At 43.5% G+C, this 20,877-nt stretch carries 19 protein-coding genes; 4 read left to right on the top strand and 15 right to left on the bottom strand.

Going from position 1 to position 20,877, the window contains the following annotated elements; translation table 11 throughout:
• Positions 1 to 111 precede the first annotated feature (111 nt).
• The 3 genes from ADG03_RS10355 to ADG03_RS10345 all read right to left on the bottom strand — a co-directional run bounded on the left by ADG03_RS10355 (position 112) and on the right by ADG03_RS10345 (position 2,894).
• The gene (locus ADG03_RS10355; protein ID WP_049472621.1) at positions 112 to 345 is read right to left on the bottom strand and encodes a hypothetical protein; all 234 of its coding nucleotides are present in this window, start codon (positions 343 to 345) and stop codon (positions 112 to 114) included.
• 297 nt (positions 346 to 642) lie between these two features.
• Positions 643 to 1,587, bottom strand: coding sequence for a cell wall-binding protein (locus ADG03_RS10350; protein ID WP_049472620.1), 945 nt, complete (start codon positions 1,585 to 1,587; stop codon positions 643 to 645).
• 371 nt (positions 1,588 to 1,958) lie between these two features.
• Positions 1,959 to 2,894 carry an N-acetylmuramoyl-L-alanine amidase family protein gene (locus tag ADG03_RS10345; protein WP_049472619.1) on the bottom strand — a complete coding sequence of 312 codons (936 nt, stop codon included), beginning with the start codon at positions 2,892 to 2,894 and terminating at the stop codon, positions 1,959 to 1,961.
• A 527-nt stretch (positions 2,895 to 3,421) separates the two neighbouring features.
• Here ADG03_RS10345 and ADG03_RS10340 point away from each other — a divergent pair.
• A complete protein-coding gene (locus ADG03_RS10340) occupies positions 3,422 to 4,525 on the top strand; it encodes an ABC transporter permease (protein ID WP_049472618.1) in 1,104 nt (367 codons plus the stop codon).
• Position 4,526: 1 nt separating this feature from the next.
• Entirely contained in the window at positions 4,527 to 5,216 is a 690-nt protein-coding gene (locus ADG03_RS10335) for an ABC transporter ATP-binding protein (protein ID WP_049472617.1), read from the top strand.
• A 43-nt stretch (positions 5,217 to 5,259) separates the two neighbouring features.
• Here ADG03_RS10335 and ADG03_RS10330 read toward each other — a convergent pair whose 3' ends face one another.
• The 9 genes from ADG03_RS10330 to ADG03_RS10290 all read right to left on the bottom strand — a co-directional run bounded on the left by ADG03_RS10330 (position 5,260) and on the right by ADG03_RS10290 (position 14,933).
• Positions 5,260 to 6,585 (bottom strand): sensor histidine kinase, encoded by a 1,326-nt coding sequence (locus tag ADG03_RS10330; RefSeq protein WP_049472616.1) that lies wholly within the window; start codon positions 6,583 to 6,585, stop codon positions 5,260 to 5,262.
• The gene (locus ADG03_RS10325; RefSeq protein WP_009731294.1) at positions 6,582 to 7,235 is read right to left on the bottom strand and encodes a response regulator transcription factor; all 654 of its coding nucleotides are present in this window, start codon (positions 7,233 to 7,235) and stop codon (positions 6,582 to 6,584) included. Before ADG03_RS10325 ends, ADG03_RS10330 begins: the two co-directional genes overlap by 4 nt.
• A gap of 72 nt (positions 7,236 to 7,307) precedes the next feature.
• Positions 7,308 to 8,684: an ABC transporter permease gene (locus ADG03_RS10320; protein WP_049472615.1), complete on the bottom strand. Its 1,377-nt coding sequence runs from the start codon at positions 8,682 to 8,684 to the stop codon at positions 7,308 to 7,310.
• 12 nt (positions 8,685 to 8,696) lie between these two features.
• Positions 8,697 to 9,338 carry an ABC transporter ATP-binding protein gene (locus ADG03_RS10315; RefSeq protein WP_049472614.1) on the bottom strand — a complete coding sequence of 214 codons (642 nt, stop codon included), beginning with the start codon at positions 9,336 to 9,338 and terminating at the stop codon, positions 8,697 to 8,699.
• Positions 9,339 to 9,344: 6 nt separating this feature from the next.
• Positions 9,345 to 10,607 (bottom strand): ABC transporter permease, encoded by a 1,263-nt coding sequence (locus tag ADG03_RS10310; RefSeq protein WP_049472613.1) that lies wholly within the window; start codon positions 10,605 to 10,607, stop codon positions 9,345 to 9,347.
• A gap of 181 nt (positions 10,608 to 10,788) precedes the next feature.
• Positions 10,789 to 11,427, bottom strand: coding sequence for a YesL family protein (locus ADG03_RS10305; protein ID WP_049472612.1), 639 nt, complete (start codon positions 11,425 to 11,427; stop codon positions 10,789 to 10,791).
• Positions 11,428 to 11,531: 104 nt separating this feature from the next.
• Entirely contained in the window at positions 11,532 to 13,094 is a 1,563-nt protein-coding gene (locus ADG03_RS10300; RefSeq protein ID WP_049472611.1) for a type 2 periplasmic-binding domain-containing protein, read from the bottom strand.
• 9 nt (positions 13,095 to 13,103) lie between these two features.
• Positions 13,104 to 14,000, bottom strand: a complete 897-nt coding sequence (locus tag ADG03_RS10295) for a carbohydrate ABC transporter permease (RefSeq protein ID WP_049472610.1) — start codon at positions 13,998 to 14,000, stop codon at positions 13,104 to 13,106.
• 15 nt (positions 14,001 to 14,015) lie between these two features.
• Complete coding sequence (locus ADG03_RS10290) at positions 14,016 to 14,933, bottom strand: ABC transporter permease (RefSeq protein WP_021153492.1); 918 nt, start codon at positions 14,931 to 14,933, stop codon at positions 14,016 to 14,018.
• Between the two features lie 195 nt (positions 14,934 to 15,128).
• On the opposite strand from ADG03_RS10290, the gene ADG03_RS10285 reads away from it, so the two are divergent.
• Together ADG03_RS10285 and ADG03_RS10280 are read left to right on the top strand one after the other, a co-directional pair.
• Positions 15,129 to 16,802, top strand: coding sequence for a sensor histidine kinase (locus tag ADG03_RS10285; RefSeq protein ID WP_049472609.1), 1,674 nt, complete (start codon positions 15,129 to 15,131; stop codon positions 16,800 to 16,802).
• Positions 16,777 to 18,321: a helix-turn-helix domain-containing protein gene (locus tag ADG03_RS10280; protein WP_049472608.1), complete on the top strand. Its 1,545-nt coding sequence runs from the start codon at positions 16,777 to 16,779 to the stop codon at positions 18,319 to 18,321. The genes ADG03_RS10285 and ADG03_RS10280 overlap by 26 nt, the downstream gene beginning before the upstream one ends.
• Before the next feature lie 43 nt (positions 18,322 to 18,364).
• On the opposite strand, the gene ADG03_RS10275 is transcribed toward ADG03_RS10280, so the two are convergent.
• Genes ADG03_RS10275 through ADG03_RS10265 form a run of 3 tightly spaced genes read right to left on the bottom strand, consistent with a single transcriptional unit; the run spans position 18,365 to position 20,774 of the window.
• On the bottom strand, positions 18,365 to 18,562 hold the full coding sequence (locus tag ADG03_RS10275; RefSeq protein WP_003002577.1) for a DUF3272 family protein: 198 nt from the start codon (positions 18,560 to 18,562) through the stop codon (positions 18,365 to 18,367).
• A 38-nt stretch (positions 18,563 to 18,600) separates the two neighbouring features.
• Positions 18,601 to 20,277, bottom strand: coding sequence for a DNA polymerase III subunit gamma/tau (gene dnaX / locus ADG03_RS10270; RefSeq protein WP_049472607.1), 1,677 nt, complete (start codon positions 20,275 to 20,277; stop codon positions 18,601 to 18,603).
• The gene (locus ADG03_RS10265; RefSeq protein ID WP_023918486.1) at positions 20,277 to 20,774 is read right to left on the bottom strand and encodes a GAF domain-containing protein; all 498 of its coding nucleotides are present in this window, start codon (positions 20,772 to 20,774) and stop codon (positions 20,277 to 20,279) included. Before ADG03_RS10265 ends, dnaX begins: the two co-directional genes overlap by 1 nt.
• Positions 20,775 to 20,877: the final 103 nt, after the last annotated feature.

Raw genomic sequence — 20,877 nt, 5'->3', positions numbered from 1 at the left:
GTGGTTGATACGATATATCCGTATTAAAATAAGCACCACAAAAAGATAAGTTAAGTTAGATGTAATCAGACAAAAAAGATGATTATAATGTATCAGATTGAAGAAAAAAGTCTATTTTGGATAATTTTCTTCAATCTTTTTTACTACTAGGAAAATTAAAAGCTCTAAAACTATTGTTACATCATTATTCACATGAATTTTCACTATATGGTAAGTCACTTCTAAAAGAGCTTTTTTTGCTGACCATAATTTGCATATTCTTAGTTCATCTTGGAATGCTTTGTTTTCTTCATATAATTCTATTAAAACTTCAAAACATGTTATAAAATAATAAGGGTGTCCCATTTTGGGGCTACCCTCTTACTATACCTAAAATTAGTTAAGGGTAACTAAAGGGGTAGTAAAAACAAAAAAAGCACTAAGGAAAAACGCGCCAAAGTGCTTAATATCAAGGCTTTATAGCCTATCTTATTCTATTTTTCAAAGGGCTTAGTCCTCTGAATCTAACCTTAATTTGTCAGTGACCTTTAAAATTTTTTTAATCCATATACCTACTTCCTAAAATCATAGTTCATAACATTATTCTCATATGTAAAAAACCCCAAAAGTTAGAAATAATCCAACTTTTGAGGTATCAATCAATTAAGGCTCATTATTGATAACAGCACCACCACTACTGAATGTATAAGAAACACCATCTATAATTAAAGTTTTATCCATTGCAAATGCACCACCGTCGTTAGGATCTGCATAATATCTTATTCCGTTTAAATCAAGCCAGCCTGTTTTTAAATCACAATTAACTGGGTCAAAATAATAATGTTTGCCCTCATCTAATATCCAATGACCTGCAAGCGCCTTACCAAATTCGTCAAAGCAATACGTTTTCCCATCTATAGTTTGCCAACCTGACACTTGTGCTCCACTTTCTGGGTCGTAATAATACCACTCTAGACCACGCTGTCCTTGTTTAGATATCCAGCCCGTTTTCATATCGGAATTAACTGGATCAAAATAATAACTTTTATCACCTATCTTTTGGAAACCTTTTAACGCATGATGGAGAAAGTAATACCATTTCCCATCTATATTTCTCCAACCGGTAGCTTTTTCTCCGCTTACAGGGTCGTAATAATTCCATTCCGTACCAGAATATCCTGGATTAGATATCCAACCAGTTTTCATATCACCATTAACTGGATCAAAATAATAAAGTTTTCCATCTAAATTTTGTTCACCCATACGTGCCCCATCTGTCGTAAGGTAATACCATTTCCCATCTATGTTTTGCCATCCAAGTTTTTTATCCCCATTCACTGGATCAAAATAAGACCAGTTTTTGTATATATCCCCATTAACATACCTACCCTCACGTAGATACCAGCCGGTCATCATATAACCTCTTTCATCAAATTTATACGACTTCCCGTCAATCTGAGCTTCTGTATCTTTATAATAGGAACCAAATTCTGGTTGATACCACCAACCAACATTATCTCGATGCCAATCAGCCTTTACTTGAGATACTGGAGTTAAAAGTAATATACCTAATACAATACCTAGCAAAAACTTAGTTGCTTTTTTCATTTTTATTTCCTCCTTATATTTTGTATACGCTTTCATTGTAACATGTTTATTTCTCTAAATCAAATGATGTATGGATATAGAGAGGTCGCTGTCAACGAATTCAAATATAAAGCACTCTCTTTTTATTTGTCCTTTTAAAGCCTATCAGTATCCACTTTTAGATAAAATTATATAAGATATTATCTAAAAGTAATTAAAGAAATAACCTGCTCTATTATTAAAATTTTAGCAACTGACTTTATCAATGATTATAAATGAAGCTTATTAACTACCTAATAACTCACTCTGGTTATATTATAAAATTCTTTATCATCATAGTTAAAAACACCTTGACAGTTAGAAAAAAATCTAACTTTCAAGATGCTGATCAATTAAGGTACATTGTTAATAAGAGTACCTCCATAATCGAATGTGTATGAAACACCGTCTATTATTAAAGTTTTATTTGATGCAAGTGCACCACCATCATTTGGATCTGCATAATATTTATAATTACCTAACTCTAACCATCCTATTTTCAATTCACAAGTATCTGAATCAAAATAATATTGTTTTCCTTCTATATATATACGACCACTGGATGCCCCATACTCACCAAAGTAATACCTTTTCCCATCTATGTCTTGCCAACCTGATAGCTGTTCCCCACTCTCTAGGTCGTAATAATATTTTCTTGTAGCAGAGGCCTTTTCTCTGGTTACCCAACCCGTTTGCATATCGCAGTTAACCGGGTCGAAATAATAATTTTTTCCATCTAAATTCTGGGAACCTTTTAACGCACTATGTTGAAAGTAATACCATTTACCGTCTATATTTTGCCAACCCTTTACTAATGCTCCACTTACGGGGTCGAAATACATATTTTCTGTCCCATAATGGAATTGTTCAGATACCCATCCTGTTTGCATATCACCATTAACTGGGTCAAAATAATAATTTTTCCCATCTATCAATTGCTCACCAATAAGTGCTCCACTTCTAGTAAGGTAATACCACTTTCCATCTATATTTTGCCAGCCAATTTTTTGATCACCATTTACTGGATCAAAATAAGACCAGTTTATTTTTTTCAGACTAGTAGCATTACGCTCCGCTATCGGCTGCCAGCCGGTCATCATATAACCTCTGTCATCAAATCTATACCACTTCCCGTCAATATAAGCTCCTGTGTTTTTATAATAAGAACCATTGTTCAGTGAATACCACCAACCAACATTATCCCGTTTCCAATCAGCCTTTACTTGAGACATTGGAGTTAAAAGCGATATCACAATCGCACTAGCAAGCAATAGCTTATTTTTTTTCATTTTCTTTCCCTCCTTGCACGATCTTTGTATACGCTTTCATTGTACCATGTTTATTACTCTAAATCAAATAATGTGTGAATATAAGGAGGCTATTATCAATGTATTCAAGGGTAAACAAAAAAATTTGCACAATTTGCTTATAATAAAAGAGGCACTTACTACTCTACTTATTTTCTTCCAAAATATTGCCAATGTCCATTTAATGTCAAATACAATGTGACTTATCCATCAATTGTTTATTTATCGATTGCGAAATCCCCTAAAAGCAGTAATTTGAAAAATAACAAAATTTTAAAAATCTTAAATTGAGTCTTGAATATTCATCATAGCAAACTCTCAACTTTCCGGAAAACGTTTCTTTTTTTAGAAAAATATAATTTCATTATTTATCATTCAATAATTTTTGATTCCTTCATACTCCCCAAACACCATCCCCCTACTATCCCCCCACTTGTGGTATGATGGTAGAGTATGTTTAGGTGCCGTCAACCCTGCTCGAGCACCTCCGTGCTAAAAGGAGAACGAATATGAAAATCGCATGGAATGAAATGAAATACCAACCCAAGAAGTTTATCCTGATTGAACTCCTCATTACCATCCTTATGTTTATGGTGGTATTCTTGTCCGGTCTGACAAATGGACTGGGCCGGTCGGTATCAGCCCAAATCGATAACTATGGGTCGCTGCACTACATCCTTTCGACGGATTCAGAAGGGATTATCCCCTTTTCAACTATTAAGGTGAAGGATTTAGATGAGGTCCAAAAGATAGAGGGGATGGACTATTCGGGCTTGTCCATCCAGCGGGCGACCGTCTCAAAAACAGAGGATTCCAATACTCTGGATATCACCTACTTCGCGACCGATCACAATGAAGAAGAAATCCTCAACCCAATCATAGAAGATACAGACCTCAAGATCTCCGACTTAAAGAAAAACGAGATCATTTTGGACAGTTCTTTCAAAGAGGATGAAGGGATCCAAGTCGGCGATCACGTGATCGATAAAACCTCTAAGCAAAAACTCAAGGTCGTGGCCTTCGCGAAAAATGCCAAATACGGCTATAGCGAGATTGGTTTTATCAGCTCGGATACCTACACAGGCATGCGACAAAAAACAGATCCAAGCTATCAATGGCAAGCCCAAACCCTTGTGACCAAGAAAAGCATCCCTTCTAGTGATCTAGCCAGCAACTTGATGGTGGCGGATAAGAAGCAGGTGATCGATAAAATCCCTGGCTACAAGGCTCAAAATCTGACGCTACGGATGATCACGTGGGTGCTCTTACTCGCTTCTTCTGCTATCCTTGGGGTTTTCTTCTATATCCTTACCTTGCAGAAGTTGAAACAGTTCGGCGTCTTGAAGGCCATTGGCATGTCCATGAGCCAGATTACCTATGTCCAACTATCCCAGCTCACCATTATCTCCCTCATTGGAGTGCTGCTGGGACTTGGCTTGGCAACCATAATGGCGCCATTTTTACCCAATAGCGTCCCTTCCTTTATGACCCTGAAGGACAATCTCACCATCTCGGTTAGCTTTATCCTGACCTCTATTTTGTGTGGTGCCTTGTCCCTTGTCAAAATCAAAAAAGTAGATCCAATCGAAGTCATTGGTGGAAATGGAGAATAAGATGGCCATTATCGAATTAGAAAATATCAGAAAATCCTACGCCGATGGTAGCCAGATGCACCATGTCCTCAACCAGCTGAATTTAAGCGTCGAACCCAACGAATTCGTCGCCATCTTGGGCCCTTCAGGATCTGGTAAATCCACGCTTTTGGCCATCGCTGGCTTGCTTTTATCAGCGGATGAGGGGCGGATTCGCATCGCAGGCCAAGACTTGACTGGTCTCAACCAAGGCCAATGGACGCAAAAACGGCTGGAATTACTCGGCTTTATCTTCCAAGACCACCAGCTCCTCTCCTATATGAAAATCGGTGATCAGTTAGAACTGGTGGCCAAATTAAAAGGGGAAAAGGACAAGAAAAAACGCCAAGAGGAAGTCAAAGCCTTGTTGGCAGATCTTGGCATCGAAGCTTGTTACCACCAATATCCTAATCAGATGTCCGGTGGGCAAAAACAACGGGCAGCCATCGCTCGCGCCTTCATCGGAAATCCACAGGTCATTTTGGCCGATGAACCAACGGCTAGCCTAGACCCAGATCGAGGGCAAGAAATCGCTCAATTGATCCAAAAAGAAGTCAAATCCAAAAACAAGAGCGCCATCATGGTGACCCATGACCGCTCTATCCTGACCTATGTGGATACCATTTATGAATTAAAACACGGCCAATTGCTAAAGGTAGAAAAGGTTGATTAAATACAAACTAGCGAACAAGCATTTCACTTGTTCGCTAGTTTTTTTATTCTTGTGGCTCCTTGGGCAGCTCCATACGGAAGCGCAAGCCCATAGCCGTTTTGTCAAATTGGTAGGCCAGTTCCTCATGGTCTAGCAAGTGTTGGACCACGAAGAGTCCCAAGCCGCCTTCCTTCTTCTGACGGCTAGCGGTCATTGGCATTTCAGCAGTCTCTACCATTTCTTGACTGGTATTTTCAACTGCCAAGTGCGTCCCTTCTTCTTCGAGACGGAGCTGGATCTCTCCACCGGCATCCGAATGCTTGACCGCATTGCTGATGACATTTGAGAGGACCAATTTCAGAATCGCTGGGTCCATATAGACTGGTTTGGCTGGAATCTGATTGTCAATCGTGAGCGCGCGGGAGTGAGCCAAGACTTTGTACTGGTCAAGGATCTGCTCTAAAACTTGATCCAGCTGGATCCACTCCTTGTCACCGGCCAATTCTTGGACAGAGGAGAGGGACAGGATTTCTAGGACGATCTGGTTCATCTCATCGACGATATCGAGGGAGACCGCCAGGTAGCGGTCCCGGTCCTTGTAGCGGCCGATCTTATCCCGCATATTTTCTAGGATAATCTTCAAGCTGGCCAGAGGCGTCTTGAGCTCATGCGAAGCCCCCCGTAGGAATTCCACCTTCATCTGCTCCAACTTCAGATTTTCCTGTTTCTGCTGCTCTAGATTGTCGATTACCTCTAGGAGATGGTGATAGAGGTCGTTGATCTGTTGCTTGAGAACGCCAATCTCATCCTGCGAATGAATGGGAAGACTAGCTGTCCGATCCAGCCGTTTCATCCGCTTGGTCATCTGCTTGATCTCAAGGATCGGAGCGGAAATCATGCGGGCATAGAGATAGGAGGCAATTAGCGACAGAACAAAGGAAGCAAGGAGACTATAGGGAAGAAAGCCCAGACTGATGTCCCGCGCTTCCTTTTGCGAATCGACGGTCGCTAAGAATTGCAAGGTTAAGTCTTTCCCTTCCTTGGTCTGAATCTTTCGCTCTTCAATGACCAGGGAATTGTTCTGGCTGTCAGGGTTCAGGAGCAGGTCATCCTTGACCTCTATGGCATTTTGTTTTTGCTTTCCTTTGATAGACACCTTGATATCATTGGTCTTGGAATAAAGGTCGATGACCGACTCAATGGTTCCTTCTTCCTGCCCTTGGAAACTCTTGGCCAGGGCCTGCGATTTCTTCAAAATCGTCTGGCGCTGGGACTCGATATAGGTCGACGGGAAAATAAAGTAAACCGAAGCATGTAGAAGGATGACTAAGCCACTAAATAGGGCAAAGGTGATCAGAAAGATCTTTGCAAAGATACTTCGTTTGGTCATGGTCTCTCCAATTTATAGCCGACATTGCGTACCGTAACGATACAGTCCAGCTCTAGTTTTTTTCGTAGTTCCTTGATATAGACATCGATCACCCGGTCAAAAGGAATCTCCTCTGTCTCCTTCCAGACGGCATCGAGGATCTGAGAGCGGGTCCGGGCCTTGCCTTCATGCTGGAGCAGGTATTCCAAGATCTCCAACTCCTTGGCATTCATGGAGATGGCTTGCCCAGCAAGGCTGGCTGTGTAGCTCTCAAAATCCACCCGTGCCTCTCCATAAGTGAAGACCCGGGAAGGCTGGAGCTTTTTAAAAATAGCTTCGATACGGACCTTTAAAAGTGACAAGGAGAAAGGTTTTTCCAGGTAGCCATCTGCCAACTCTCCAAAGGCCGTCAACTTATAGTCCTCGTCATGGAAGGCCGTCAGCATGAGGACAGGGACTGAGCTGGTCTTCCGGATGGTCTTAAGGACCTCCAAGCCATTGAGGATAGGGAGCTGGATATCCAGCAAGACCAGATCTGGCGCCTCTCTGTGAAAGAGGTCCAGGGCCTCCTGCCCATCTCCTGCTTCAAAGACTTCATAACCACATTCCATGAGATAGTCGCTCATCCCTTCGCGAATCAGGACTTCATCTTCTACGATTAGTATCTTCATACACTTTCCTTTTATCTAAGAAACTTCTTCTACCTCCTATTATACCCTATTTCTATTTTAGGAAACAATTTCTTATTCGACATCCACCAAGAGATCTTTTGGTTTCTTATGCAAGAGCCATTGAGAAGAAAGGATGGATACGAGAATCAAGAGGAGGCCGCCAACCAAAACAATCACGAGCAATTGGCTCGGTTGGATGTCCATATGGAGGTCTGTCAGGGTCTTACTGAAGCTTTCTGCCTCAGCTCCACCACCAAGGTTGGCTGCAGAGGATTCTTGAGCCATTTGTTTGGCAATGCCACTGGTTACGTTCTTGAGTACCGTATCTCCGACTGTTTTGGCAAGAAGTCCTGCAACTCCATAGGAGAGGAGGAAGGCTGGGATGGAAATCATGACCAATTCTGCCACGAATTGCCCTGCAATCTGCACCTTGGAGAGTCCCAGAGCTAGCAAGATACCCACTTCTCTGCGACGGGCATTGAGCCACAAGACGAGGAGAAGGGTGAGAAGCAAGCTAGCAAAGATGAGACTACCGATAAACAAGTAGTCCGCCACTTGGAACATGCTGCTGATCGATTTTTGCAAGGCCGGGTAGTTGGAAGAGCTCTTAACCAAGTCAAAGTAATTCCATGGGATATCCAAGGCTTTGATTTTTTCGATCAATTGATCGAGGTCCTGATCCCCCTTGGCAAAGAAGGTCGCATCCTCATAGGTAGCTGTTTGGACAGTATTGCCATAGAGTTTGGCAGCTGTATCCAGGTCAGAGATGAGGGTATCTTCGTACAACTCTTGGGCGTAAGTTAGAGGAGCTTGGTTCTTCCCTGAGAACAGACCCTTAATGGTCACTTCGACGGTTTCATTGGCCCCTTTTTCATTGTCAGCATCGTAGAGATTGGACTTGAGGCGCACCTTATCGCCCACCTTAAGACCATTCTTTTTCGCCAAATCTTCGTGCATGAGGATTTGGTTTTTGTCCTTGTCTGTCAAGTGATCTCCTTGGACCAGCTTGTAGGCTCCAGAGACAAATTTATCTTCTTTAGAAGAGTCATTAACCCCTGTCACCATCAAAGTATTCTTAAAGTGCTTGGCCCGCTCTGGAGATTGATTTTGCAGGGTTTCTTCAGTCTCAATGATCTCGTGGTCTAGGATATCTGCGATGGAATTGATCCGCTTGATGGAGGAGGTGATCCCCTCTACCTGGCTGATTTTTTCGATATCTTCTCCTCTGAGATTTCCAGCTCCCCGAGGAGTTCCTGGATTGGTCCTGCGGTTGATCTGCATGGAGAAACTATTGGTGATGGATCCCAGGCTTTCCGATGAAGCTTTTTGGGTCGCTCCCTTCATAGAGAGTCCGATCAAGCTCAAGGTCCCCATGAGGAGAATGATGGCAAAGAGCAAGAGAGACTTGGGCCATTTACGTGTGATATAAGCAAAAGCATTGCGCAACATAGCATTCCCTCCTTACTTGCTCTTCTCAACGAGACTACGGCGACTCAATTCCAAGACCACATCGGAGGCCTCTGCCACTTCCTTACTGTGGGTGACGACAATGACACATTTTTGGCGTTCCTTGGCCAACTTCTTCAAAATGGCAATGATGTCACCAGCTGTCTGTTCGTCAAGGTTTCCAGTCGGCTCATCCGCCAAGATGACAGGTGCTTCTGAAACGAGCGCACGCGCAATAGCCACCCGCTGTTGCTGCCCGCCGGATAGTTGCAGGACATTGCGTTTGATTTGCGTTTCGTCCAATCCCAATTCCAAGAGAATGTCTTTCCCAGCCTGTTTGTTGACCAGGCGGACATTTTCAAGTGGCGTCAAATAATCGATCAGATTGTAATTCTGAAAGACCAGGGAGACATGGTGCTTGCGGTGGTAGCTAGACCCTTTGGTCTGGATGTCCTCTCCATCAAAGAGAACCTGCCCCTTCTTGGGATTATCCAGTCCAGCCAAGAGGGAGAGGAGGGTTGATTTTCCAGCTCCAGACTGACCGATAATGCTGTAAAATGTCCCATTTTTGAACTGATAGTTCACGTCTGAGAAGATCTCTTCTTGGTAGCTTTGGTAACTATAGGATACATGTTTGAGTTCTAACATATATGTCATTTCTCCTTAACTCATTTTTGTTAATATTTCTTTTGGACTCTTGCGCCAGATCATGCTGGTAGTTACACCGAGCGACAGAAGGATCAAGCACAAGAGGCTAGCATAGGCGATTCCTAAGGAAAGGCCTTGAGGGATTTGGTTGAGCAATTCTAGGGTCTGCTGTTGACCGGTCTGTCCGACAAACTGCTCTAAGAAACGATGGCTGACCATCCGCCCGATGAGAAAGGCTGGGATCACCGCTAGTAAGGATACCAGCACCACTTCCAAGAGGAACTGTCTAAAGATCCGGCCCTTGCTCTTCCCAATGGCTAAGAGAACCCCGATTTCGTGGATCCTCTCCCGTGTCCAGAGACTGAGTAAGAGCGATAGAGCACCTGCTCCCGTCACCAGGAGGACGATCATCATGATCCGCACCAGGCCTTCTAGGGTCTGAGAGGATTCCTTCATCTGGTCAAAGGCCTTGCGATCTTCGACCACGCGTAGCGATTGCCAATCCAGATCCAAGCTTTTGACTTGCTTCAAGAGGGCATCGATTTTCTCAGGATCTTTGACCCCAAAGGTGACCTGGGTCACTTCTTGCTGACTGAGACCAAGAAGCTTGGTCGCATCCTCATAAGAAAGGTAGACTTGATTCTCACTCAAATCAGAGGTCATTCCTGTGAATTTTTCCTGTTTCTTACCCGAAAAGATCCCAACGATTTTAAAGGTTTGCTCTTTGGCAGGAGTCTCTCCCATCTGAAAGCTGGATAAGGTCAAGGAATCTCCGACCTTTAGCTTATTCTTCTTAGCCAACTCTTGGTGAATCAAGATCTGCCCGCGAGCCTTATCGGATAAGTGCTTGCCTTGCACCAGTTGAAAACTGCCACTGCGGAAATCTAGGTGCTGGTCTGTCTTCTGGGTAAAAACAGCGCCTAGCGCTTGCTTAGCTTCCTGACCCAAATCATCCCGCTCTACCGACTGCTGCCCAGTCACCGCTTCTTTACCAAGAATACGAACGGGACTTTCATATTGAGGAACCATGGCTCCCACCCCAGCTAGCTGCTGCACCTTTTTAGCCTCCTTCAGTGCAAAGGGAGTAGCCCCCTGCTTACTGGTCAGGGCAAAGCTGGTCCCAGCCGACTGTTTGATATGGTCCTCCAACCTTTCTCCCACTTGCATCAGTGAAAAACAGAAATACAAGCAAGAAAGGATCAAGAGGAGAATCAGAAAGAGGACCAGATTCCTCGTTCTTTTTCGAGAAATATAGGCGATTGCCTGTTGTAAGAGCATGATCTTACCCTCCATTTCAAAGCCCACGACAATACAATGTGGACGCTTTCATCATTTGTTGCTTTCATTATAGAGGAGAAATGTGAAATGTTTATGAAATAGAAAAAGTTTCCTAAATTTTCTAGGAAACTATATTCGATTTAAATAATATTAGGAAAATATGCGTCCCACCTGCTTGACCTTATTTTTCAAAGATTTCTCCTTCTTGGATCCTTGAAAAGATCTGATCGGTCAGTCGGACATTCAAGAAGCCCCAAAGAGCGAAACCACCAAAGGTAAAGAGATAAATAGCTGTCAGTAACCGTTCAGGACTACTGAGACTGATATAAACCACTGCCAGATTGAAGAAGACAAGAAAGATGGTTTGAATTGGATTTAAGAGAGCAATGAGGAAACTATTCAGACAGACCTTTCTTGTAGGGTCTTCAAAGAGGCCAATATAAGGGAAGATCAAGGTCATCCCTCCACATAGAAGGACGATAAAGGGAAGCAAGATCCAAATCCCATACTCACTTAAAAAGGCCGTATTTGAAAAAAGACAGTAATCCAGATAAAGAAGGGCTGATAGTCCTAGGCAAGTCAGCCAAATCACCGTCGCTTGCTTGAAATTGGCGCGAAAGAGACGGAAAAAATGAAAGACGAGATCCGTATCTTCCCCTTTCAACAAGCGGTGCCACATGGTTGCTAAAGCCGTAAGCGATGCACCGATCGTGAGAACCGGAAGGCAGCAAACGATAAACAAGGTGTTCAAGATAATAATGTCTGTCAACCGGGTCAAAGTCTTGACCAAGCGTCCATCCAATGAAAATAATTTTTGCATCTTCTTCTCCTTGTTCTTCATCTCAATTTCTGCTACTTCCTCTACGGAAGCACTCAGGGGCTCTACGCCCCTGAGTTACTTACTTGAATCCATTTAGACCCCTGTTACTTCACTTCTTTTTGGTAACGATCATAGGCATCCTGTTGAATCTTCATAAAGTCATCAATGCCCATCTTCTTCAAGGTTGCTTTGTAATCATCCCATTCTTTTTCAATGCCCCCTTCTACTACCCATTTAGAAGCTTGTTGGGTAACATAGGAGTTGATATCGACATAAATAGACGACAATTTGTTCAATTCTTCTTGAGAGTAGATGACATTTGGATATGCTGGCAAAGCGTATTGTTTCAATTCTTTGTCCATCTTCAATTTGAGACCATCACCTTGTGTTTGGTCGATGTCGACATGACTATTGATATCATCAGACACATATTTTGGTCCAAAGTCACGAAGGGAATTGATCCAAGCCCATTCATCGGCTGATTTACCATCTTTTGGAGCCAAAACCTTGTACTTATCGCCATCTTTTTCAGTCGCAATACCAAAGGATCCATAGAAGTTTTGGATGCTGGCATCATCCTTGTAGAATTTATCCAACCATTTGAGCAATTTTGCAGGGTCCTTGCACTTATTCGTGATCAGGATTTCATTGCGTCCATAGTTCAAATGATCTGGGTCAGAAATGACATATTGTTTGCCATCTGGGCCTTTCAATGCTGGGAGAGGAGCATATTCGCTAGCATGTTGGCCGAAGGTTGCATCTGCTGTCCAACCACTTGACACACCGACACGCGCCACACCCTTATCCATCCGTTTGGCAACAGACATAGAGGTATCTTCTGTAAAGAGTTCAGGGTCGATCAAGCCTTTCTTGTAGGCTTCATGCATAGCCGCTATCCCTTGTTTATAACTTTCTTCTGTTCGTAGATAGACCGGCTTGCCATCTTTGACGGACATTTCATAGGTATTATCTCCACCCAGACGGTTGTTGAATGGCAAGATATAAGAGAAGGTCGGATCAAAGTTACCAGAACCAAATGGAATTTCATCATTGACATCCCCATTGCCATTAGCATCCTTATCCTTAAAGGCTTGTAAAACAGTCACCAATTCATCATAGGTTTCGGGCATCTTCAAGCCAAGGTTGTCCAACCATTTCTTATTAATAAAGAGCTGGTTGCCGACGATTGGCCGCATTGGCAATTTCTTAGGCAGGCTGTAAATATGACCATCTGGGTTGGTCACCATGGCTTTTAATTTTGGTTCTTTTTCAAAGGCCTTGTTCAAGTTTGGCATATTATCCTTGATCAAGTCTTCCAATGGAATGAACATGTTTTGGTTCTGAGCGATTTCAGAATCCGTGAAGGCATTGGATCCCAAGAAAGCGTCTGGTAAATCTCCACTGGCTACAAGGACAGATTTCTTATCCGACCAGTCTGCAGCCACCATGGTATCCCATTTGATCTTGATACCTGATTCCTTGGCTGAATCATCTAGAAAACCTTTGTGATAGTCTTCCCCCCAATCCGACCAACGAACGGTCGTGATCTTGAAGGTATTTCCATCATTCTTGTCATTGCTTGATTTATTTGTGGAAGCTCCACAAGCCGTCAAGCCAGCTAAAGCAGCTGCTCCAAGGAGCAGATAGGCAAATTTCCTGTTTTTCATGATCTTCTCCTATTCTTTCAAGGCACCTATCATGACACCTTGATTAAAGTATTTTTGGACGAATGGATACAGCATCATAATCGGTGCTGTTGAGATAACGATGGCTGCATATTTCATCATATCAGCCTTAATACGGAGGTCAGAAGCTACCTCCCCTGTTGCTTGCGATTGCAACATTTGATTACTAATTAAGAGACGGCGCAGGATCAGTTGCAGGGGTTGAAGATTTTCATTGGTCAAATAAATCAGAGCATTGAACCAAGAATTCCAGATCCCTACTGCTGTCCAAAGTCCAATAACGGCAATAATAGCCTTGGACAAGGGGAGCACGATCTTTCTGAAGTAATGAATGGTTCCGCACCCATCGATCTGGGCAGCTTCCCACATCCCTTCTGGAATACTATTGTTAAAGAAAGTCCGAGCTACAACGATATTGTAAGGAGATACTGCAAACGGTACGACCATCACCCAGAAGGTGTCGACTAATCCCATTTGTTTCACTGTCAAATAAATGGGAATCAAGCCCCCAGAGACAAACATGGGAACGATAAAGAAGACACTGACCCATTTCTTAGCAAAGAGGTCCTTTCGCGACAAGGCGTAACCAGCTGGGATATTAATGACCAGGGCAACGATGGTTCCAACAACCGTGTAGAGGATAGTGTTGAGATAGCTCTTTAGAAACAAAGGCTGTTCAATCAAGCGTTGATAGCCATCTAGTCGCCATTCCCTCGGGATAAACCAAACCTTACCAGTTGCCACATCAGACGGATTACTGAAGGAGGCAATAATGACAAACCACAAAGGGTAGACAATCAAAAGAATCAAGCAAATCGCTAGACCATAGATAAAAACATCAAAGAGGATTTCCGACTTGGTCTTTCTAGCATGTTGAAACAATTTCACAATTCCTCCTCCTTTCTAGAACAATCCCGTCTTGGTATAGCGTTTCGCAAACCAGTTGACCGACAATAAGATGATCAAGTTGACCAAGGTATTAAAGAGACCGATCGCTGTCGAATAACTATATTGGAAATTAATCATCCCCACTTTGTAGACATAGGTCGAAATGATTTCACTTCCTGCCAGATTAAGTGGATTTTGCAAGAGCAAGACCTTTTCAAAACCAACACTGAGTAGGCTTCCTGCTCTGAGAATCAAGAGAATCATCGCCGTTGGTAACAGTAAGGGTAAGTCAATATGACGAATCTTTTGCAATCGACTCGCCCCGTCCATGGTCGCAGCTTCATAAAAGGTCGGATCAATGGCCGAAAGAGCGGCTAGATAGATGATACTATCCCAACCGATATGTTGCCAAACATCGCTCCAGACATAGACACCCGCAAAGCTCCCCGGTTTGGATAAGAGGGCAGGCATCTTTAAGCCGACCAATTTGAGGACATTGGCTAACAGTCCACTACTTGGAGAGAGAAAGAGAATAATCATCCCACACATGACCATGGTCGAGATAAAATGAGGCAAATAAGTTGTTACTTGAAAGATTTTTTTGAACTTGCCCACACGAATCTGGTTGCAAATAATAGCTAGAACAATCGGCAAGGGAAAACCAACCAGAATACTGTAAATAGAAATTTTCAAGGTATTCTTCATGGTTGTTGCAAATTGGAAGGATGAGAAGAACTGGTTAAAATACTTGAGACCAGCCCAAGGACTTCCAAATATCCCAGTAGCGGGAGAGTAATCTTTAAAAGCGATGACTAGACCCGCCATAGGGATATAGGCAAATAAAATCAATAAAATAATCGATGGTAGGAGCAGCACATATAAAGGAATATTTTTCTTAAATTTGCTCTGCTTCGCATTCACTTCGCTTTTCATAAGGCCCTCCTTTTCTTTCTCCTCTATTTTATAGGAATCCTTTCCATCTTTATAGAACTTTTTCGTGCATCTTCATTCACTTTTCCGTTTTCTCCACACAAAAACATGCACTTTCCCGATTTTTTTTACTTTACTATCGGTTTTGTTCATGAATCCGTTTTCAAATAGTGCTATAATATATGTGAGGTGCTCATTATGAAAGCTATTCACAGAAGTACACGAGATCACTCGATTCAATTTTTTTCGCGCCTACTCTTTCTCCTCTTAGTCGTCAATACCTTGATCAACCTTTTGATTGGTGGGATTAGCCGAAATTTTATTAAACACCAAAATATGCTCCATTTAGAGGACTCGATTCATATCTATGCGGATTCCTTAAATACAGAGCTTCACTCCGTTGAGCGTTTTATGTACAGTACCATTAGTCACAATGACTATTTGACAGAGCTCAATACCCCGCTTGATTTCACGGATTTCCAAGAAAATCTTAAAAAACTGCGGATCGATTTCACGGAGTTTCAGTACCAGATGGATAGCCCCATTACCTTTTTCATAGAGACAAGAGATATCCCCCATTTTTTCAATGCCTCCAGTCTTCAACTGCCCTACCTGGACTATGTACAATTGAAAGATCATCTTAAAACCTATGACAAAGAAACAGACAAGACCAGTCAAAAATGGCAACGAATCAGCCTGAACCAGCATGATTACCTCTTGAAATCCCTCCATTACAAGGGCAAGGCTATCTATGCCATCATTTCTACCCAGGATATTTTAAAACCCTTGCAAAAGCTCAATACTGGGAAAAAAGGGCGCTTATCCATCGATCGCCCCAACCAGATCCATGCTACAGATTCCGTCATTCAAGCCGGTAGCAATCAAACCCACCTTCCTTTTGATCTGTATGTGACGGTCGATTACGGAGACGTTTTCCGTACAAATATCGTACTGGAAACCCTTCTCTCCTTGGTCCCTTTGATCATCGCAGTTCTCTCTACCATTCTGATCCTTTATATTCGTCAACGGATGATCCAACCGATGAAACGACTCACCCAGCGTCTTTCTCAGCTAGATGCTGCCTCTACCAAGCTAGATGTGATCGAAGACCAAGGGATCTTAGAGATCGATCAGGCCAATCACAAGCTCAATCAGGTCCTGATCCATATGAAAGACCTCCAAATTCGAGCCTACCACGCGCAACTCAACCTCAAAAAAGTCGAACTCAACTATCTCAAAAATCAAGTCCGACCCCATTTTTACCTCAACATGCTTTCCATGATTCACAGCATGCTCCAGACCAAGGACTATAAGGAAATCGAGGAGTTGACCAAGGTGACTTCTAACTACTTGCGCCACCTCTTTCAAGCCAATCAAGATTTCAATCGCTTAGCAGATGAAATCCAACATATCCGAAATTACCTAGAGATCCAGAAAATCCGCTATGGGGACAGCATCCACTTTGACCTGGACTGGGATCCTGGTCTGAAAGATGCGGCTATTCCCCCTCTGCTTCTACAAACCTTTGTGGAAAATGCCATCAAACACGGCTTTTCCTTCCAAGATTCCTTCCACATCCAGCTTTCCATTCATGAAGAAGTAAACCAACACCTTGCTATTTCCCTTCAGGATAATGGTCCTGGTTTTAGCTCCGCTATCTTACAAGATCTAGCAGAGAAAAAATCCTTAGTCACTGAAGATGGCCACCACATTGGTTTGACCAATGCACGGGAGCGACTAGATCTCCTCTATCCAGATCACTACACGCTTCAATTTTCAAATGGACCTCAAGGAGGTGCCCGCATCCAGCTGAGCCTTCCTTATGAACCCTACAAAGGAGACACACATGAATATCCTACTCGTAGACGATGATCGTTTTATCATTAAAGCCCTACAGGAAACCATTCATTGGGAAGCCTTGGGCATTGAGCAGGTATATACCGCCTCCAGTCTGAGCCAAGCCCAAGCCATCATTCAAAGTCACCCGATTGCCCTCATGATCAGTGATATCGAGATGCCACAAGGCAGTGGTCTCGATCTCCTAGCCTGGGTCCGGTCAGAAAAATATGACATTCAAACGATCTTCCTCACCAATTATGCTGATTTCAATTATGCCCAAAAAGCCATTGAACTCCAAAGTTTTGAATACTACCTCAAGCCGATTGACCCAGATCGCTTAGAATTTATCATTCAAAAAGCCCTCAATAAGATCAAGCGCCACAAGAGTGCGGCCCAATTAGCCCAGCAAGGACAAAAAGAAGCTGAATTTTGGCATGACTACTTGCGAAAACCGCGTCCATCTCAAGCAGAACAGCTCCTTCAAGAAGTAACAAAACGGGGCTATAGCCCTAAACCACATGAAGACTACCTCTTGGTCCTCATCACTCTCCACTTAGTTGAAGAAGACTTTCACCCCAGCGTCCCTTCTTGGCGCTTGCAGCTCCGCCATTGTATCAAGGATCTCTCCCTGGATTTCCCTGTCCACTACTGCGCCCTCAGTAAAATCGAAAGCCAGACCGATCGCTACCTCTGCCTCTTCAAAAAGAATCAGACTACAGAGTGTGCAGACTTCCTAAAGGCTATCCAGCAGAAGATCCAGCAAGACTTAGACCGATCCTCTATCCTTCTCTATTCAGATGCTATTTCCCTTGAGACGCTCTTGATGAAGGCTCTGCAACTCTGCCAATACAGTGAAGAACAAGTCTTCCATTGGAACAGTATCCACTCCTATGCTTCTTTGGGTCCACAACCTCAAAAGCCCGCTCATCGGACATCGCTTACTTTTACAAATCAACTAGAGACGGAACAGCTTCTCCAAATCATCCATAGCTTAGAGACTCAAGATCGCATCCCGCTCTCAGATCTGAGTGAACTCCAGCTAGACTGGACCCAGCAAATTGGGATTTATCTGGATAAAAACGGAATTCTCGCTCACAAGTTATTTCAAAACAAACACCATCAATTTCTCTTCGAACGGCGTTTTCATGCCATCGAAGCTTTTGAAGCCTATATTGGGGATTACTGGAGCTCTGCTCGCCATTATGTGATCGATCTAGAACACCAATCCAATCTCATCCAGCGGATCACCGACTACATCGACCACCATTACAAGGAGGATATCAGTCGCACCAAGCTGGCCGAAATGGTTTTTCTTAGTCCAGATCATCTAGCACGGATGTTTAAGCGCGACACCGGCGAAACCCTGGTGAAATACATCACCGATAAACGGATGGCCGCTGCAAAAGAGATGCTATCGCAAAGCGATACCCCCATTTACCAAGTCGCTCTCCAGGTGGGCTATGACAACTACTCCTACTTTACAAAGGCTTTTAAACAGAAGGTCGGCCTCTCCCCAGGAGATTACCGCAAACAATGCCAAGAAGCCTTTTAAAACAAGAAAAAAACCTTTGAAAAAGGATTCCTTTTCAAAGGTTTTATTTTCTTTTCTTTCTGATTTCTTTTTCAATGGCACTAGCAATCTTCTCCACCATATAGGCCGTCTGGAGATTGCGCAAGATCAAGAGGGCCCAAAAACATGCAAAGAGCATTTGACCCGCCATGGTCGCTTCATTGAAAAAATAAGTCTCCATAGCAGTAAAGACTGCTATCACTGCAAATTGTTTTCTATTCATAAAATTATTTTACCATGATTCAGTAAAAAATTCATGTATTAATCGTCTTGCAGGGTGATTTTATCGGATAAAAAGTGAAATTCCTCAGGGATGACACTTTCCTCTTCTTCCACCACTTCCGCTTTTTGACCACGCGCCTTAGCCGAAAACTCTGCCCGGATTTGGGTCCATTCTTCCATCGAAACCGCTAAAATCTCTGGTGAGAAGCCCGCAGCATTGCTGAGGATATTTCCAAACATGGTATTGAGGTTGTCCCGCTTCATGGTCTGTTCAGCATTAAAGGCAGACTCAAAGGCTAAAATAGCGTGATTTTCATTGGCAGCGACCGGCTGGGATCCGATTAAGAGGGCCTTGTCCGCACCTGCCAAGCTCTCGATGATTTCCCCCCAAGCGTTCTGAAGACGGATCAAGTTGGTCCGTGCCAACTCTGGGTTTTCAACCGCCTCTTGTAAAATGGCATTGACCTTGTTTCGATCTGCACGGTAGCCCTTGCTCGACTTGGTTGGACGAGTTACCGCTGGTTTTGAAGCAGGAAGACTGCTACCTGATTGCGCTAACTGTTGCTTGAGTTGAGCGACTTCCTTCTTCAAGTCTTCCAGCTGAGCTAGCACATTGGAAGGAACCTCCACTGCAGCTGACTTAGAAACTTGGCCTGTACTTTCAGCCAATTTAATGGTCATCATTTCAGTATAGATACGCGGTTGCAGACTATTTTTGATATCCGCTAGACTAGTCGTCGCCTGATCAATCAGAGCAAAGAGACGGGCTTGATCGGCTTCAAGATTCGCCGCAAATAAGTCACTAGCGTGAGTGTTTTCTCCGCCTGTCTGAACAATCAAGAGATCTCTCAGGTATTGAAGTAAGTCCGTGACGAAACGGGCCATATTCTTCCCATTATCAAAGATAATCGCCAGCTGATCCAGCGCCGCTGTCGCATCATGAGCCAGGATGGCAGCCACGTACTGATCGAGCGCAGCTAGACTGATGGAGCCCGTAATCTCTTCAGCTATTGCTGTCGTCAACTCACTACCTGCAGTCAGACTTAGGGCTTGGTCTAAAATGGACAAAGCATCCCGCATCCCACCTTCAGCGCGCCGGGCGATGATCTGGACAGCATCTGCTTCATAGGCAATCCCTTCAGTAGCTAGGATATTTTCCAAATGCTGGAAAATATCTGGCAGTTTGATGGATTTGAATTCAAAACGTTGCACCCGTGACAGAATGGTCGCAGGAATTTTGTGCAATTCTGTCGTTGCGAGGATAAAAACCACATTTTCCGTCGGCTCTTCCAGCGTCTTCAACAAGGCATTAAAGGCCCCTGTCGAGAGCATGTGGACCTCATCGATAATGTAGACTTTGTGCTTGGCTAGACTTGGAGCATAGGTCGACTTGTCGCGAATATCGCGAATTTCATCGACCCCATTGTTAGAGGCTGCATCGATCTCGATAACATCTTCAAGACTCCCATTGGTAATGGATTCACAGATATAGCAGTTGTTACACGGCTCCCCATTGACTTGATTGGGACAGTTCATGGCCTTAGCAAAGATCTTGGCCACACTGGTTTTCCCAGTTCCACGAGGACCCGAAAAGAGATAAGCATGGCTGATCTTGTCCTGCTCGACGGCCTGTCTCAATGTCCGTGCCACCACTTGCTGGCCGACCAATTGGCCAAAGGTCTGGCTACGGTATTTCCGATATAAAGCTTGATACATTAGTTCTTAACCCCAAACATCTTAAAGTCCCAGTTTGTCTTTTCGATCAAGAGAGCGACAAACTTTTCCAAATACTCTTGATCCAGCTGATCATAGTCAGAGACACACTCCGAATCCAGGTCTAAAACCCCAAGGAGATGACCGTCCTTGACCATAGGCACCACAATCTCACTCATAGCCCGGCTATCACAGGAAATATAGTTGGCATGCTGGCGCACATCTTCAACAATCATGGTTTCCTGCTTTTGAGCTGCTTCTCCACAGACACCCTTTCCAAGTGCGATATGGACACAAGAAACACCTCCCTGAAAAGGTCCCAAGATCAATTCCGTTTGGTCATACAAATAAAAGCCTGCAAAGACCGAACGAGGCAGGGCTTGATTTAAGAGCGCACTGGCATTGGACAGATTAGCCAAGGCATTGCTTTCTCCTGTTAAGAGAGCGTCTAACTGAGCCAGCAAGAGCTGGTATTGTGATTCTTTTTCCGAATGTTTCATACCTTCCATTATACCAAATCTTTGCCCAAAAATTAAGCTTCAAACAGCGAAAGAAAAGAGAGTGGGACAGAAATCGGTCATTCGTTAGAATTCGATTTCGTCG

Origin of the sequence: Streptococcus parasanguinis, from assembly GCF_001069785.1 — a bacterium.
In the GTDB taxonomy this organism is placed as follows: Bacteria; Bacillota; Bacilli; order Lactobacillales; family Streptococcaceae; genus Streptococcus; species Streptococcus parasanguinis_T.
The sequence above is the reverse complement of the archived record's forward strand: the minus strand, read 5'-3'. Positions and strand labels throughout refer to the sequence as shown.

What these genes read in the sequence shown, in the direction of transcription:
- ADG03_RS10315 (WP_049472614.1), bottom strand. Translation starts at nt 9,338, where the DNA reads ATGACATATATGTTAGAACTCAAACATGTATCCTATAGTTACCAAAGC.
- dnaX (WP_049472607.1), bottom strand. Translation starts at nt 20,277, where the DNA reads ATGTATCAAGCTTTATATCGGAAATACCGTAGCCAGACCTTTGGCCAA.
- ADG03_RS10320 (WP_049472615.1), bottom strand. Translation starts at nt 8,684, where the DNA reads ATGTTGCGCAATGCTTTTGCTTATATCACACGTAAATGGCCCAAGTCT.
- ADG03_RS10325 (WP_009731294.1), bottom strand. Translation starts at nt 7,235, where the DNA reads ATGAAGATACTAATCGTAGAAGATGAAGTCCTGATTCGCGAAGGGATG.
- ADG03_RS10330 (WP_049472616.1), bottom strand. Translation starts at nt 6,585, where the DNA reads ATGACCAAACGAAGTATCTTTGCAAAGATCTTTCTGATCACCTTTGCC.
- ADG03_RS10275 (WP_003002577.1), bottom strand. Translation starts at nt 18,562, where the DNA reads ATGAATAGAAAACAATTTGCAGTGATAGCAGTCTTTACTGCTATGGAG.
- ADG03_RS10345 (WP_049472619.1), bottom strand. Translation starts at nt 2,894, where the DNA reads ATGAAAAAAAATAAGCTATTGCTTGCTAGTGCGATTGTGATATCGCTT.
- ADG03_RS10335 (WP_049472617.1), top strand. Translation starts at nt 4,527, where the DNA reads ATGGCCATTATCGAATTAGAAAATATCAGAAAATCCTACGCCGATGGT.
- ADG03_RS10310 (WP_049472613.1), bottom strand. Translation starts at nt 10,607, where the DNA reads ATGCTCTTACAACAGGCAATCGCCTATATTTCTCGAAAAAGAACGAGG.
- ADG03_RS10285 (WP_049472609.1), top strand. Translation starts at nt 15,129, where the DNA reads ATGAAAGCTATTCACAGAAGTACACGAGATCACTCGATTCAATTTTTT.
- ADG03_RS10355 (WP_049472621.1), bottom strand. Translation starts at nt 345, where the DNA reads ATGGGACACCCTTATTATTTTATAACATGTTTTGAAGTTTTAATAGAA.
- ADG03_RS10340 (WP_049472618.1), top strand. Translation starts at nt 3,422, where the DNA reads ATGAAAATCGCATGGAATGAAATGAAATACCAACCCAAGAAGTTTATC.
- ADG03_RS10300 (WP_049472611.1), bottom strand. Translation starts at nt 13,094, where the DNA reads ATGAAAAACAGGAAATTTGCCTATCTGCTCCTTGGAGCAGCTGCTTTA.
- ADG03_RS10280 (WP_049472608.1), top strand. Translation starts at nt 16,777, where the DNA reads ATGAATATCCTACTCGTAGACGATGATCGTTTTATCATTAAAGCCCTA.
- ADG03_RS10290 (WP_021153492.1), bottom strand. Translation starts at nt 14,933, where the DNA reads ATGAAAAGCGAAGTGAATGCGAAGCAGAGCAAATTTAAGAAAAATATT.
- ADG03_RS10305 (WP_049472612.1), bottom strand. Translation starts at nt 11,427, where the DNA reads ATGCAAAAATTATTTTCATTGGATGGACGCTTGGTCAAGACTTTGACC.
- ADG03_RS10350 (WP_049472620.1), bottom strand. Translation starts at nt 1,587, where the DNA reads ATGAAAAAAGCAACTAAGTTTTTGCTAGGTATTGTATTAGGTATATTA.
- ADG03_RS10265 (WP_023918486.1), bottom strand. Translation starts at nt 20,774, where the DNA reads ATGAAACATTCGGAAAAAGAATCACAATACCAGCTCTTGCTGGCTCAG.